The following is a 14,108-nucleotide window of genomic DNA, read 5'->3' as shown; positions in this document are numbered from 1 at the left end:
CTATTCCGCCGAGCATGACCACGGATGGCAATAGTACCATCACGGTGCAGCTGAAAGACGCGGCTGGCAACAACCTGGCGGCTTCTGCGGGCACGGTTGCGCTGAGCACGACAATCGGTACGCTGGGCACGGTTACGGATAACAACAACGGTACGTACACGGCTACGCTGACCTCTACTGCTACGGGTACGGCTACCATCACGGGTACGCTGGACGGCATACCGATTACGGACGATGCCACGGTTATGATCGGTCCGGGAGCAGTAGCCGTGGCCACTACCACGATCACGGCTGTTCCGACAAGCATGACCACGGACGGTTCATCCATAATTACGGTGCAACTGAAGGATGCGGCGGGCAACAACCTGGCGGCTTCTGCGGGCACGGTTGCGCTGAGCACGACAATCGGCACGCTGGGTACGGTTACGGATAATAACAATGGCACGTACACGGCTACGCTGACCTCGGCAGCGACGGGTACGGCCACCATCACGGGTACACTGGATGGCATCGCTATCTCCAATGACGTTGAAATAAGCATTGGTGTTGGTTCAGCTGATATCACCAAGACGGTTGCTTCGGTACCAGCGGGTACAGCTGGCAAGTTGACTACAATCACAATCACGGTAGGAGATGGATATGGTAATCCCGTGACGGGCGTCTCAGGCAACCTTTCAATCAATGTCGGTGGTTCGAACGCCGGCGCTACGGTGAGTTCGATTGTGGACAACAGTGACGGCACATACACGGTTACCTATACGCCGACCAAGTCCGGCGACGATGAAATCGCAATCACGCTTGGCGGTATAGCTATCAACGGTAGTCCGTACAATAGTGCGGTATCTCCGGCGGTCGCCGACGCATCTAACACGACTGCTACTGTCCCAGCGGGTACGGCCGGTGAGCCGACTACGGTCACCATCACCGTCCTTGATGAGTATGATAATCCCGTTACGGGCGTTTCGGGTGATCTGTCGATATTGGTCACGGGTACCAACGCCGGCGCTACGGTGAGTGCGGTTACGGACAACAGTGACGGTACGTACACGGTTACCTATACGCCGACCAAGTCCGGCGACGATGATATTGCAATCACGCTTGGCGGTATAGCTATCAGCGGTAGTCCGTACAGCAGTGCGGTATCCCCGGCGGTCGCCGACGCATCCAACACGAGTGCTACTGTCCCTGCGGGTATCGCGGGTGAGCCGACCACGATCACCATCACCGTCCTTGATGAATACGGTAACCCCGTTACGGGCGTGGGTGGCGACCTGTCGGTATCGGTCACGGGTGTCAATGCCGGCGCTACGGTGAGTTCGATTGTGGACAACAGTGACGGCACATACACGGTTACCTATACGCCGACCAAGTCCGGCGACGATGATATCGCAATCACGCTTGGTGGTATAGCTATCAGCGGTAGTCCGTACAGCAGTGCGGTATCCCCGGCGGTCGCCGACGCATCCAACACGACAGCTACTGTCCCTGCGGGTATTGCGGGTGAGCCGACCACGGCCACCATCACCGTCCTTGATGAATACGGTAACCCAATTATGGGTGTGGGTGGCGACCTGTCCGTATCGGTTACGGGTGCTAACGCGGGTATCCCGGTGAGTTCGGTTGTGGACCACGGCGACGGCACGTACACGGTTACCTATACGCCTACCACTTCAGGTACCGACAACATTGCGATCGTACTTGACGGCACCGCCATTAACGGTAGTCCGTATAGTTCCGATGTTATCCATAGCGCGCTTGCGAAAATAATTCTTGCCAGCGACGGAACCGATTTGGCGTCTGGAGCAACACGCGAATTAGCGGTGACACTTCAAGATATGTATGGTAATACCGTAACTTCCGGAACGGAGAGCTCACTTGCTGTGTCGTTTGTGCAACTAACAGGAAACGGGTCGGTATCCGGTCTCACGACTATGAATGCAGCAGGTGGTGTGGCAAACCTCACCATTACAGGCGAAAAACCCGGTGATATCTTCCTTTTGGCTGCGATTACGACTCCTGCACTAACCTCAAACCAACTATCATTTACGATAACGGTAGATAAAACTAATTTACAGTCGGCTATCACGGAAGCCGAAGGCTTGACTGAAAGCAATTACTCACCAGCTAGCTGGTTGACGCTTGAATCGGCACTGACAGCAGCTGAATCGGTGAATAATATGCCAGCCGCCACGCAATCGGAAGTGGACGCTGCCGAGCAGGCCTTGCGTGACGCGATTTCGGGCCTGTCGGTCGACAAGATCGGTTTGCAATCGGCCATCGACGAGGCGGGCAGCCTGATGGAAGCGGATTACTCACCGGCAAGCTGGTCGACACTTGAATCGGCGTTGGCCGCGGCCAAAACAGTGAATGGTAACACGGACGTCACGCAGACGGAAGTGGATGCCGCTGAGCAGGCCTTGCGTGATGCGATTTCCGGCCTGGCGGTCGATAAATCTGGTTTGCAATCGACCATTGACGAGGCGGGCAGCGTGACGGAAGCGGATTACTCTCCATCGAGCTGGTCGGCGTTTGAACAAGCGTTGGAAGAGGCTGAGACTGTGTATGCTGACCCCCACGCAAAGCAATCGGAAGTGGACGCTGCAGAGCAGGCGTTGCGCGAAGCGATGGCAGGGCTGTCAGTGGACAAGTCGGCCCTGGAGGCGCTGGTGACATATACGGAAGACCTGTCCGAGCCAGACTGGTCGCCGGCCAGTTGGTTAAACCTACAGGATGCGCTTGCAATCGCCCAGCGGGTACTTGATGACACGGACGCCACGCAGACGGAAGTCGATGCGGCCCTTTCCACATTGCAGGCAGCAATCGACAACTTGTCGGTCGACAAAACCAACCTACAATCGGCCATTGTGGAAGCGGGAGGCCTGACAGCATCGGATTACTCTCCATCGAGCTGGTCGGTGCTTGAACAAGCCCTGGAAGAGGCGCAGGCCGTGTATGCCGACCCGTCAGCCACCCAGTCGGCAACAGATGCTGCCGAGCAGGCGCTGCGTGAAGCGATGGCTGGTTTGAGGGTTGATAAATCAGCACTTCAACAGATGATCGGCGAAGGGCTGGAGCTTGATGAAAACAACTACACCCCTGCCAGTTGGGCAGATTTTGAAGACGCGTTGGGCGAAGCCCGTACGGTGCTGGATGATCCGGCTGCGACACAAGCAGAGGTAGATGCCGCACGGATGCGGTTGGACAATGCACGGAGCAAATTGACCGCCGGTGATGCACCCAGCGCCCCGCGCAATGTGGTTGCAACAGCTGGCGACCGGGAGATTGACTTGGCGTGGACCGTGCCGGAAAATGGTGGCAGTACGCCGATTACGGACTATATCATCCAATATACGCTGGACGATGGTATAAGCTGGACAACCGTTGTCGACGGAGTTGCCGCTGCTACCACGGTGAAAATAGCAGGGTTGACCAACAACGTGCCTTATCGGCTGCGTGTGGCGGCAATCAATGCGGCCGGCACGGGCGCATTCAGTGCCCCAACGCTTACGGTGGTGCCGACCATACCGGTGCCTGATGAAACAGGCGAATTGCCAACACCGCAGCCGGGCGAAGCAATTGTGATCGTTGATGGTGAGCCGAAAAGCGTTACATTGGAAGTAATCGATAACAGCTATCTACGGCTAAGCGGCGAGGGCTTCACGATGGATTTGACTTCCATCGGCATCAACGGACAGGTGATCCCGATTACAGACGTAGATGCGGTGATCCGGATTAACCGCGGGCAAGGGACCGTTGTGCAAGTGACGGGCCACGGCTTCGAGCCGGGTACCGTAGTAACGATATATATCTTCTCCCTGCCGCAGCTATTGGGCTATATTCCAGTGCAGGCTGATGGAACGTTCGCGGGGACATTGGCTATCCCTGCCGATCTGTCACTCGGCAGACATACCCTGCAAGCCAATGGGGTGGTGCGCAATACGGGAGCCGAGCGCTCGGTATCGGTAGGCGTATTGGTGGTGGAAGAACTCGAGCAGCAGATCAACTTTGCTCCGCTGCCGGATAAAACCTATGGTGATGACGAAATCACCTTGCAGGGGACGGCAACGAGTGGCTTGCCGATTTCATACCGCATTACGGATATGCAGGGCAATAATACGGATATAGCAACCTTGGTGGAAGGCAACCGCGTGCGTATAAACGGCGCAGGTACGGTGCAGATCATTGCATCGCAATCCGGTGCAGGGAATTATGGGGCCGCGAAAGATGTAGTACGGACATTGGTTATCCAGCCGGCCGCACTTTTGGTTTCGGTTCAAGCTGTCGACCGACCGTACGGAGAGGCTAATCCGGCGTTTGTTCTTCATTATACCGGTTTCGTTTCGAATGATACGGAACGGGCATTGGAACAGGCGCCGGTGGCCACCACCGTAGCTATGCCAAGTAGTGACGTAGGGGTATATCCAATTACTATCGCAGGTGGCAAATCAACAAATTATGTGTTTGAGTACACCCCATCTACACTGACGATCGTACGTGCCCACCAGCAAATCGAATTTAATGCTCCCGATGAGTTGGACCGCGAAGCGGGCCGTGTGCCATTGGATGTGCGCGCAACGAGTGGACTGCCGGTTAGCTTGGCGATGGATGACGGGCAGGTGGCAAAATTGGATGGGCAGAACTTGGAGGTGTTACGCGTGGGTACGGTTACCCTTACGGCAACGCAGGCGGGTAATGCGAACTACTATCCCGCCGACCCTGTGGTCGTGACGGTCCGTATAACCGATGGCAGTGATTTCCCCGTCCGGGTACATAAGGCGGTATCACCTAATGGTGATGGCATCAACGAGTTCTTGATGATTGAAGGAATCAAGGACTTCCCTGAAAACCGAGTGACCATTATCAGCAAAAACGGGACTGTATTGTTTGAGGTATCGGGGTATGATAATGGAAACAAGGTGTTCCGTGGCATATCCACCGGACAATTACTGTTGCCCGCCGGTACTTATTTTTATGTCGTCGAGATTAAAGAAAGCGGCAAGTGGCGGGCACAGAAGGGATACTTTGTGATGAGATATTAAGGAGATGTGTTGTGAGCAAACAGTAAAAAGCAAAAAGCAAAGATGAAAAGAATAACAATAGCAACAGTGGCTGCGGTATGGGTATCCATCATAGCTGCAAATGCGCAACAGCCGCTTACTCATACGCAGCACGGACGGTTACGTACGGTGTTGAACCCGGCGGCAAGCCTGCTTGCGGATGGCGGCGAAGTAAGCGTAATCAGCCGGCGCCAATGGGTGGGCGTTGATGGCGCTCCTGCCGTGTTTTGGGGTAGTGGCCATATTGCTTTTAAAGATTTCGGTGCCACGGCCGGACTCAGCATCCGCCACGAAAGTCTGGCGGTAGAGAAGCTCTCCGAAGCCAGCGCATTTTTCGCCAAAAGCGTGCGTATATCCAAAACGGAATATCTGGGTTTATCGTTAAATGCCGGCGTAGCGTACATGGATGGCCGTTTCTCGCAACTGGATCCGCAAGATCCGGCGTTTAGGGACGATGTGAGGGAAATAGACCCCTTGGTTGGGTTTGGGGTGATGCTGTATCGCCCCGAGCGCTATTACGTGGGCCTCTCTTTGCCAAGGCTGATGCTGGGCAGCTTGGGGGGGTCAGACGATAGCCGATACAATTTTCGCAACGTATACCACCTTACGGCGGGGGCCCTGTTTCCGCTGGGTACCGATTTCCACGTCCGCCCGTCCGTGTTGGTTACCTACTCCGAGAGCCTCCGTCCACAGGCGGAAGCCTCGGCCTTGTTTTTTATCAAGGAGGTTTTTGGCATAGGGGGTAACTTCCGCAGTTATGGGGAGATTGCTGGCATGGCCCAGTTCAACTTTGCCGGGTTTGGCATAGGGTATAGTTACCAGTTCAACCCGGGCAACGAGGTGTTGAGCAGACGTATCAGCAATACCACGCACGAGATTGGGCTGAGCTATCGGTTTGGCAATCAATCAGGCGGGCTTCTGTAGGGCACGTTGCGTCCGCCGATATGCCCATCGCTCCTTGAAATCGAGCCACCGCTGACCACTTATTTTCCGCATGGAGTTGTCAACAAGCCGCATGACGAATACGTTATACAGCATTTGGGCTACCCGTCGCGGGGTGCGCGGCAGCGCCCGTAACGTCATCGAGAATCCCCCGTCGAGGTAGGTGATGTAATGCCACCAACCGCTCGGCATGTAGAGGGCGTCTCCGTGCTTCATGTACACTTCATACCCTTGCACGTTTTTCAGTGCCGGATATCGATCAAAATCGGGGTTGTCTAAGTCGATCTTGTCGATGTTATGAATCGAGAAAGGCACCTTGTACAGGTTTTTGCTTTGATCGGGACCGAAGAGCACTACGCGTTTGGTGCCCTCGAAATGGATATGCAGGTTATCTGGCAGGTCGATATCGTAGTGTGGAAATACCTTGGATAGCCCACCGCCGAAGAACAATGCCGGCAGCCGTTTGAAAAACCTCAGGCCGATATCCGGATATTCGAACTCTTCCAGCAGTTGCGGGCAATGGTCTTTCAGGGTATAGAAGAAAATCCGTAAATCGGTAGGCTCGGCTTTGAGCAGATCGATGTAGTCGCCAAATCGCATTTTCATGACGGGTTCGTAGACACTTTCTTTTCCTTCGGCAGGCTTATTATTATATAAGGGGATGGTCTGCTCCCCGGCCAGCGCCCTGATGTGGTCAAAGGTCCATTTACCGTTCCATGTATCTGTGAGGTTCTCGATAAGTACGGGTTGCTGCGTACGATAGTACCGTTTGATAAATTCCTGTTTCGGAATCGGTTGTATACGTTCGAGGGATTTGAGATTAAGTGTTTCCATCTGTATCGGGGGTTGGTAATCCGTTCTTTTCATCTAATTCTTTTTCTTTATCGGCTGATGAGAGCTCGATGTAAACAATGATTGCCCTGTGTGTCAATATTATTTACATCTCGGTTTCATTGATCTTTTGGAGCAGGTAGTCCCGGCCCAGTATTTCAGAACACGTCAGCATCGCGCAAATGGTCACCCCTAGGATACCGTGCATGTTTACACTTTGCCCGGTGAGCAAAAGGTTTTTGATTTTGGTGCGCGGTGGGAGGCTGTTTCTCAGCGGCTGATTGGCATCTTTTACAAAACCGTACATCCCACCTGTTTCGCTGCCTATATAGTCGCGGTAAGTGAGTGGGGTAGATGCGTACGTTGCCCGGATGTGTTTGCGCAGCCCCGGGAATTTTTTTTCCAGTTCATCGAGCATGATCTCCGTTTTCCGTCGCTTGAATTGTTCGTAGCCATTACCCCGGCTACTCCCAGCCGCGACCGTATTATATGTTGCGCTCCACGCGGCCACCTCCTCATACCGCATGTAGGTAAATACGGTCATTCCCTCCGCCCATCGGTCGTTTTCGGTTTTCGCATTCATCGATACCATGTAGCCTGCTGGCCAGTCTGCTTCGCGGTAGTCGATGTTGCCCCACACGCTGGCTTCATCTTTGAAATGGTAATAGTTATTATTGAGGTAAGGGACCTGTCCCGGTTTCAGCACAATGTAGAGGCTGAACGATGAAATGGTGTTTTCGACCTGCCGGATATGGCTGGTGTACGACTTGCGTATGGGGTAATCACCGATCAAGCGGAGCGTTTGCTTCGGATCGATGTTGGAGATGAATGTGCCTGCCCGATACGTATTTCCATCGGTGGTGGATACGGACTGCAGCAAGCCATCCGCGATGTTAAACTGTGACACTGTTTTATATTTCAGTGTCTTACCACCGTGTTTGTGGATTTCCTTGATGAGTAGTTTGGCAAGCTGGCTTCCCCCGTTTATACATCGCCATGCACTTTCGATATATGAGTTTATAGATAATGCATGCACGTAGAAAGGGGTTTTATCCGCAATTCCGGCATACAATAGGTTGGCACCTGCGAGAACGGCCCGTAGCTTCGGATGGGTGGTGCAACGGCTTATCACATCGTACACTTTCAGTCCGAGCAACTCCTCATCCCAGCGATAAGCATCCTTGCCGTTAAGATGGTATAGGGGGAATTGGCGGCAAACGTTTTGCATGGCCGTGTAAAACTGTTCAATGCCACGGCGCTCGTTGGGAAAATACCGACAGAGTTGGTCCACAAAGTTCTCGCCACCCTGTGCGTACGGGTACTCGTTAGGGTCGTTATCGAACGTGATTCGGTCAAAACCATCCCTGTCCATACGTTTGAGACGGAGCTTGTCGGCGATGCCGAGGTAGTTGAAATACTGGTAGAGGTTCTGGCCCTTTTCCAATCCGCCGAGGTAATGCACACCGGTGTCGAAAATGCACCGATTACGCGCAAAGGTCTGGAGATTGCCGCCATATTGCTGGTTTTTCTCCAGCACCAATACCTTGTGCCCTTCTTTGGCCAGGGTCGTGGCGCATACGAGGCCACCAAGGCCACTGCCGATGACGATGATATCAAACGTTTCGCGCATACGGTTGTAAAGATAGCGATTTGCTGCAAAAGGCTACCAGTTGCATGTTTCGGCAAATTTAAGTAGGTTTGGGAATCAAAGCAATTCCTCACGACCATGGATAAGATTTACCGGTTAGAAATTTGTGCAAACTCGGTGGCATCGGCTTTCGCAGCACAAGAAGGTGGGGCGGACCGCGTGGAGCTCTGTCAGAATCTGGACGTAGGCGGAACTACGCCTTCCTTGGGGCAGGTATGTCTGGCCAGGGCGGGTTTGTCTATTGGTGTGCATGTGCTAATCCGGCCCCGACCGGGTGATTTTCTGTATTCGGAAGTGGAATTTTTGGAGATGAAGTCGGATATTTTATTTTGTAGGGAGGCCAAATGCGATGGAGTAGTGATTGGGATGCTGCTCGCTGATGGGCAGGTTGATACCACACGCATGGCTGAGTTGATTGAAGAGGCTAGGCCGATGCAGGTGACGTTCCACCGCGCGTTTGACTGTTGCCGGGATCCTTTTGAAGCGCTTGAAGCCATTATCGGTCTCGGCTGTGACCGGCTGCTTACATCGGGCATGAAAGATACCGCAGCGGAGGGGGTTGAAACCATCGCCAAACTGGTTGAGCAGGCCAATGGCAGGATTGAGGTGATGCCGGGTTCGGGTATCCACGAACACAACGTTCGGCAGGTGGGTGAGGCCACCGGAGCCACTTCGTTCCACACGTCGGCCAAGGTACGGCAGGAAAGCGGGATGGATTACGTTAGTGACGACGTTGGGGGAATGGGCGATGCCGTTTGGGTGTCTTCAAAAGAAAAAATCCGCCGGATGGCGGATATACTGAAAAATAGCCGAAGATAATCGAAATATGCCGAAGCCTATTTTTGCAGTTTGGCTTCCAGTTTATCAAGAACAGCGTTGTTTTTGACAATCTGGCTGCCAGCTGGCATTTTCGAACGGCTACCTGTTTCGAGGTTGCGGCCGAGTTTCAAAAACTGCACTTCGTTTTTTGCCACTACCTTATTTCTTCTGTCTTTTCTTTTTAAGCGTGTAACTCCCATTTTTTTATTCTTTTGTCATAAAAACGAGGTCGGAAGCGGATTCGAACCGCTGTAAAAGGTTTTGCAGACCTCTGCCTAGCCACTCGGCCACCCGACCCTCTTTCTAAAGGACTGCAAAGCTAACATAAATAATTGATAATCGGAAGAAGGCGCAGCGTATTATTATGGGTAAGTTGCCTGCTGCCGATAATCTACCGAACAGTGTACAATAATCCATACAGTTTCGTATGGTAACCTCTCGGCAATAGCAGGCTGATAATTAATTATTTAAGCTAATGAAGTAAATCGTGGCGCATATCTTGTAATTCACTGCATGGTTTAAAAACAAATAGTATAGAAAAGGAGAAAACGAACATGAAAAAATTAGTATTTGCAATAGTAGCAGTAGGTGTCTCGGCAGGTGCCTTTGCACAGGAAACCAGTTTCGGCGTTAAGGCCGGTGTGAATCTGGGGAAGTATAGCAACGTATCGGATGCGGCGAAGGACTATCAGAAAATGAACCCCTCGTTTTACCTGACCGGTTATGCGGATTTGCCGGTCGCACCTCAATTCTCCATTCAGCCGGGCCTTTCCTTGCAAGGAAAAGGCAGCAAGTTTTCGTATGACGGCGATGGGATGGACGGGAGTATTACGACCAATGTGATGGACCTGGAGATTCCGGTAAATGCGGTTTACTACATCCCTACCGGCAGTAGCGGTTCGGTGTTCCTGGGCGCTGGCCCGTATGCCGCTTACTCGCTGAGCGGAAAGGTGAAGACAAAAGGAAATCTAGGTGATGTTGTTTCCGGCGAGGGAAACTACGACCTTGATTTCGGAGGTGATGACCGGGACCAAAATGCGTTCGATTTCGGAGTGAACTTCATGGCGGGCTACCGGCTTTCGGGCGGCTTCACCATCAATGCAGGCTACGGTCTTGGTTTAGCAAATTTATCGCCAAGCGATAACAGCGACAACAAGTTTTCCAACCGGGTATTGTCATTCGGTGTAGGTTTTCAGTTGTAAGCAAACAAGAGACTAACAAAAAAGCCGGTCTCGTTTTAAACGAGACCGGCTTTTTTGTTCAATGGTTCAATGAAACCGTCACACCTTGATTTCAACTTCGACACCGCTGGGCAGTTCGAGCTTCATCAGCGCGTCTACCGTTTTGGAGTTGGAGCTGTAGATGTCTAACAGCCGCTTGTACGCACAGAGTTGGAATTGCTCACGGGCTTTTTTGTTCACGTGGGGTGAACGCAAAACCGTGTACACTTTCTTTTCTGTTGGCAAGGGAATGGGACCGCTTACCACCGCACCTGTGGGTTTTACAGTTTTGACGATTTTCTCGGCAGATTTGTCTACCAAGTTGTAATCGTACGATTTCAATTTGATTCTGATTCGTTGGCTCATGTTATTTAATTAAAGTGAAGGCTGCCTGTTAGAGCTATTGACAACAGGCAGCCCATGGTATATTAAACGTTTACTTTTCCTTTTGCTTTGGCAATCACCTCGTCTTGGATGTTGCGCGGTGCCTCGGCATAGTGGTCAAACTCCATCGTTGACGTAGCGCGTCCGGATGTAATGGTACGTAGTTGCGTTACGTATCCAAACATTTCTGATAGCGGTACGAGCGCTTTGATGACCTGTGCTCCTGCACGGGTATCTACCCCTTGCAGTTGCCCGCGGCGACGGTTGAGGTCGCCCATCACATCACCCATGTTTTCTTCCGGTGTAAGCACTTCGATCTTCATGATAGGCTCCATCAATACCGGCTGGCATTTCGGGAGTGCCTCACGGAATGCCGAGCGCGCACAGATTTCGAAAGAAAGCGAATCGGAGTCGACCGCGTGGAAGGAGCCGTCTATCAGGCGCACTTTCATGCTCGATAGCGGGAATCCTGCCAATACACCGTTTACCATCGACGATTCGAATCCCTTTTGCACAGATGGGATATATTCTTTCGGGATCGAGCCGCCCACGATTTCGTTGACAAATTGCAACGGCGACTTGGAGAGGTCGTAATCGGCATCCACCGGCGAAATGACCACCTGGATATCGGCGAACTTACCACGGCCACCGGTCTGTTTCTTGTACACTTCGCGGTGCTGAGTGGTACCGTTGATAGATTCTTTGTACGCTACTTGCGGCGCACCTTGGTTTACCTCTACCTTAAACTCGCGCCTCAAGCGGTCGATCAGGATGTCCAAGTGGAGCTCACCCATTCCGGAAATAACGGTCTGTCCGGTTTCCTCGTCGGTCTGCACCCGGAAGGTAGGATCTTCCTCAGCCAATTTTCCTAGTCCTACACCCAATTTATCTACATCGGCCTGCGTTTTCGGCTCGATGGCCAAGCCGATAACCGGCTCGGGGAACACCATGGATTCCAATACGATGGGATTTTTCTCATCACAAAGGGTATCGCCGGTTTTGATATCTTTAAAGCCAACCACGGCACCAATATCGCCTGCGCTGATATTGGGAATCGGATTTTGCTTATTAGCGTGCATCTGGAAAATCCGCGAGATGCGTTCTTTGTTGTCTGAACGGGTGTTCAGCACATAAGAACCTGCTTCGAGGTTGCCTGAATACGCACGGATAAAGCAAAGCCGGCCCACAAAGGGGTCAGTGGCGATTTTAAAGGCCAGCGCCGCAAAAGGTTCTTTCACGTCCGGTTTCCGCGCAATTTCCTGCTCGGTGCGGGGGTCGGTGCCTTTTACCGCTTCCTGGTCCATAGGCGACGGTAGCAATTCCATCACGAAATCGAGCATGGTTTGAACCCCTTTGTTTTTGAAGGAGGATCCGCAGACCATCGGTACGATGGAGTTGTCGAGCACGGCTTTACGTAACGCATCCAACACTTCGCGTTCGGTAATGGAATCGGGGTCGTCGAAGAATTTCTCCATCAGCGACTCGTCATAGCTGGCTACCGATTCCAGTAACTTCTCACGCCATTGGGCTACGTCGTCCACCATGTCATCCGGGATCGGCACTTCCGTAAAGGTCATGCCTTTGTCTTCCTCGTTCCAGATAATACCGCGGTTGTTGATCAGGTCTACTACACCTTTGAAATTATCTTCAGCACCTATTGGCAACTGCAAAGGCACAGCTTCAGAGCCAAGCATTTCCTTCACTTGTTTGACCACGTTTAGGAAATCGGCACCCGAGCGGTCCATTTTATTCACGAAACCGATACGGGGCACTTTGTAGTTGTCTGCCAGGCGCCAGTTGGTTTCCGATTGCGGCTCCACGCCATCTACGGCAGAGAATAGGAACACCAATCCATCCAATACGCGGAGGGAACGATTTACCTCTACGGTGAAATCCACGTGCCCCGGTGTATCGATGATGTTAACGTTGTACTTGTCGCCGCGGTAGTTCCAGAATACCGTTACGGCAGCCGAAGTAATAGTAATACCACGTTCCTGTTCCTGCGCCATCCAGTCGGTCGTCGCAGAGCCTTCGTGCGTTTCGCCCAATTTATGGTTAACCCCAGCGTAATAAAGGATACGCTCGGTGGTGGTGGTTTTACCGGCATCGATGTGGGCGGCAATACCGATGTTTCTTGTGTATTTTAAATCCCTTGACATAATGTTCTGAGATAATCCGCAGCATGCGGAGGTATGTGTTCAAAATCGCACAATAAAAAATACACCGACTTTTAGCGGAGATGGTTGCTTCCCTCTAAAAATCGGTGTACATTCATTGGTGCTGTTTTATTAATGCTTAAAACCGGAAATGCGAGAATGCCTTGTTGGCTTCGGCCATCCGATGGGTGTCTTCCTTTTTCTTAACGGCCGCACCTTCACCTTTAGACGCAGAGATGATCTCTGCCGCTAATTTTTCGTACATGGTCTTTTCACCACGTTTACGGGCGTAGCTAATCAACCACTTCATACCCAAGGCAACCTTCCGTTCCGGACGGACTTCCGTAGGAACTTGGAAGTTGGCACCACCTACACGGCGTGACTTAACCTCTACGGCCGGCATCACGTTGTTCAATGCCTTCTTCCAGGTCTCCAAGCCATTTTCATTGGTTTTCTTTTCTACCAAATCCATCGACTTGTAAAAAATGGTATAAGCAAGTGATTTCTTGCCATCAATCATCATATTGTTGACGAAGCGGGTCACCTGTACTTCATTAAACTTCGGGTCAGGCAAAATGATCCGTTTTTTTGGTTTTGACTTTCTCATCTTCTTGTCCTCCGTTTAATTATTTCTTGCCTTTTGTTGGAGCCGCTGCCTGTCCGGGTTTCGGACGCTTCGTGCCATACTTCGAGCGACGTTGGTTACGACCGGCAACACCCGACGTATCTAATGCACCACGGATAATGTGGTAGCGCACACCGGGTAGGTCTTTTACCCGTCCGCCGCGGATCAACACGATGGAGTGTTCCTGCAAGTTGTGGCCTTCACCGGGGATGTAGGCGTTTACCTCTTTGCCATTGGTAAGACGTACACGCGCCACTTTGCGCATTGCTGAGTTTGGTTTTTTAGGGGTAGTGGTATACACGCGTGTGCATACGCCTCTTCGCTGTGGACAGCTGTCCAACGCTGGGGACTTACTCTTATCCTCCAGAGCTACTCTACCTTTTCTAACTAATTGTTGAATAGTAGGCATTTACCTTTTTTTAATTT

The 14,108-nt window shown here is 52.1% G+C and carries 11 protein-coding genes and 1 tRNA gene; 4 read left to right on the top strand and 8 right to left on the bottom strand.

From position 1 onward, the window contains the following. The first annotated feature begins 14 nt into the window (after positions 1-14). Complete coding sequence (locus ACEVG1_RS12195) at positions 15-5,039, top strand: filamin/ABP280 repeat domain-containing protein (RefSeq protein ID WP_374743954.1); 5,025 nt, start codon at positions 15-17, stop codon at positions 5,037-5,039. A 42-nt stretch (positions 5,040-5,081) separates the two neighbouring features. Further along, complete coding sequence (locus tag ACEVG1_RS12190) at positions 5,082-5,981, top strand: PorP/SprF family type IX secretion system membrane protein (RefSeq protein ID WP_374743953.1); 900 nt, start codon at positions 5,082-5,084, stop codon at positions 5,979-5,981. On the opposite strand, the gene ACEVG1_RS12185 is transcribed toward ACEVG1_RS12190, so the two are convergent. Further along, positions 5,964-6,866, bottom strand: coding sequence for a cupin-like domain-containing protein (locus ACEVG1_RS12185; RefSeq protein ID WP_374743952.1), 903 nt, complete (start codon positions 6,864-6,866; stop codon positions 5,964-5,966). The two genes, ACEVG1_RS12190 and ACEVG1_RS12185, sit on opposite strands and share 18 nt — an antisense overlap. Positions 6,867-6,936: 70 nt before the next feature. Next, positions 6,937-8,460: a phytoene desaturase family protein gene (locus tag ACEVG1_RS12180; RefSeq protein WP_374743951.1), complete on the bottom strand. Its 1,524-nt coding sequence runs from the start codon at positions 8,458-8,460 to the stop codon at positions 6,937-6,939. 96 nt (positions 8,461-8,556) lie between these two features. Here ACEVG1_RS12180 and ACEVG1_RS12175 point away from each other — a divergent pair, with 96 nt between their 5' ends. Then, complete coding sequence (locus ACEVG1_RS12175) at positions 8,557-9,297, top strand: copper homeostasis protein CutC (protein WP_374743950.1); 741 nt, start codon at positions 8,557-8,559, stop codon at positions 9,295-9,297. Positions 9,298-9,314: 17 nt separating this feature from the next. On the opposite strand, the gene ACEVG1_RS12170 is transcribed toward ACEVG1_RS12175, so the two are convergent. Both ACEVG1_RS12170 and ACEVG1_RS12165 read right to left on the bottom strand, forming a co-directional pair. Beyond that, a complete protein-coding gene (locus tag ACEVG1_RS12170; RefSeq protein WP_374743949.1) occupies positions 9,315-9,497 on the bottom strand; it encodes a spore protein in 183 nt (60 codons plus the stop codon). Between the two features lie 26 nt (positions 9,498-9,523). Further along, positions 9,524-9,594: transfer RNA gene (locus ACEVG1_RS12165), tRNA-Cys, on the bottom strand. 257 nt (positions 9,595-9,851) lie between these two features. Here ACEVG1_RS12165 and ACEVG1_RS12160 point away from each other — a divergent pair. Then, entirely contained in the window at positions 9,852-10,499 is a 648-nt protein-coding gene (locus ACEVG1_RS12160) for a porin family protein (protein ID WP_374743948.1), read from the top strand. Positions 10,500-10,577: 78 nt separating this feature from the next. Here ACEVG1_RS12160 and rpsJ read toward each other — a convergent pair whose 3' ends face one another. The 4 genes from rpsJ to rpsL form a co-directional block, all read right to left on the bottom strand. Then, complete coding sequence (rpsJ, locus tag ACEVG1_RS12155) at positions 10,578-10,883, bottom strand: 30S ribosomal protein S10 (RefSeq protein ID WP_090632042.1); 306 nt, start codon at positions 10,881-10,883, stop codon at positions 10,578-10,580. A gap of 62 nt (positions 10,884-10,945) precedes the next feature. Then, positions 10,946-13,060: an elongation factor G gene (fusA, locus tag ACEVG1_RS12150; protein ID WP_374743947.1), complete on the bottom strand. Its 2,115-nt coding sequence runs from the start codon at positions 13,058-13,060 to the stop codon at positions 10,946-10,948. Between the two features lie 136 nt (positions 13,061-13,196). Next, complete coding sequence (gene rpsG, locus ACEVG1_RS12145) at positions 13,197-13,664, bottom strand: 30S ribosomal protein S7 (protein WP_374743946.1); 468 nt, start codon at positions 13,662-13,664, stop codon at positions 13,197-13,199. Between the two features lie 19 nt (positions 13,665-13,683). Further along, positions 13,684-14,091, bottom strand: a complete 408-nt coding sequence (gene rpsL / locus ACEVG1_RS12140) for a 30S ribosomal protein S12 (protein WP_374743945.1) — start codon at positions 14,089-14,091, stop codon at positions 13,684-13,686. Positions 14,092-14,108 lie beyond the last annotated feature (17 nt).

It is taken from the genome of Parapedobacter sp. 2B3 (assembly GCF_041925275.1).
GTDB classification, from domain to species: Bacteria; Bacteroidota; Bacteroidia; order Sphingobacteriales; family Sphingobacteriaceae; genus Parapedobacter; species Parapedobacter pyrenivorans_A.
This window is presented reverse-complemented; position numbering and strand designations above follow the sequence as displayed.

What these genes read in the sequence shown, in the direction of transcription:
- rpsJ (WP_090632042.1), bottom strand. Translation starts at nt 10,883, where the DNA reads ATGAGCCAACGAATCAGAATCAAATTGAAATCGTACGATTACAACTTG.
- ACEVG1_RS12190 (WP_374743953.1), top strand. Translation starts at nt 5,082, where the DNA reads ATGAAAAGAATAACAATAGCAACAGTGGCTGCGGTATGGGTATCCATC.
- ACEVG1_RS12180 (WP_374743951.1), bottom strand. Translation starts at nt 8,460, where the DNA reads ATGCGCGAAACGTTTGATATCATCGTCATCGGCAGTGGCCTTGGTGGC.
- ACEVG1_RS12160 (WP_374743948.1), top strand. Translation starts at nt 9,852, where the DNA reads ATGAAAAAATTAGTATTTGCAATAGTAGCAGTAGGTGTCTCGGCAGGT.
- ACEVG1_RS12175 (WP_374743950.1), top strand. Translation starts at nt 8,557, where the DNA reads ATGGATAAGATTTACCGGTTAGAAATTTGTGCAAACTCGGTGGCATCG.
- ACEVG1_RS12185 (WP_374743952.1), bottom strand. Translation starts at nt 6,866, where the DNA reads ATGAAAAGAACGGATTACCAACCCCCGATACAGATGGAAACACTTAAT.
- rpsG (WP_374743946.1), bottom strand. Translation starts at nt 13,664, where the DNA reads ATGAGAAAGTCAAAACCAAAAAAACGGATCATTTTGCCTGACCCGAAG.
- fusA (WP_374743947.1), bottom strand. Translation starts at nt 13,060, where the DNA reads ATGTCAAGGGATTTAAAATACACAAGAAACATCGGTATTGCCGCCCAC.
- ACEVG1_RS12195 (WP_374743954.1), top strand. Translation starts at nt 15, where the DNA reads ATGACCACGGATGGCAATAGTACCATCACGGTGCAGCTGAAAGACGCG.
- rpsL (WP_374743945.1), bottom strand. Translation starts at nt 14,091, where the DNA reads ATGCCTACTATTCAACAATTAGTTAGAAAAGGTAGAGTAGCTCTGGAG.
- ACEVG1_RS12170 (WP_374743949.1), bottom strand. Translation starts at nt 9,497, where the DNA reads ATGGGAGTTACACGCTTAAAAAGAAAAGACAGAAGAAATAAGGTAGTG.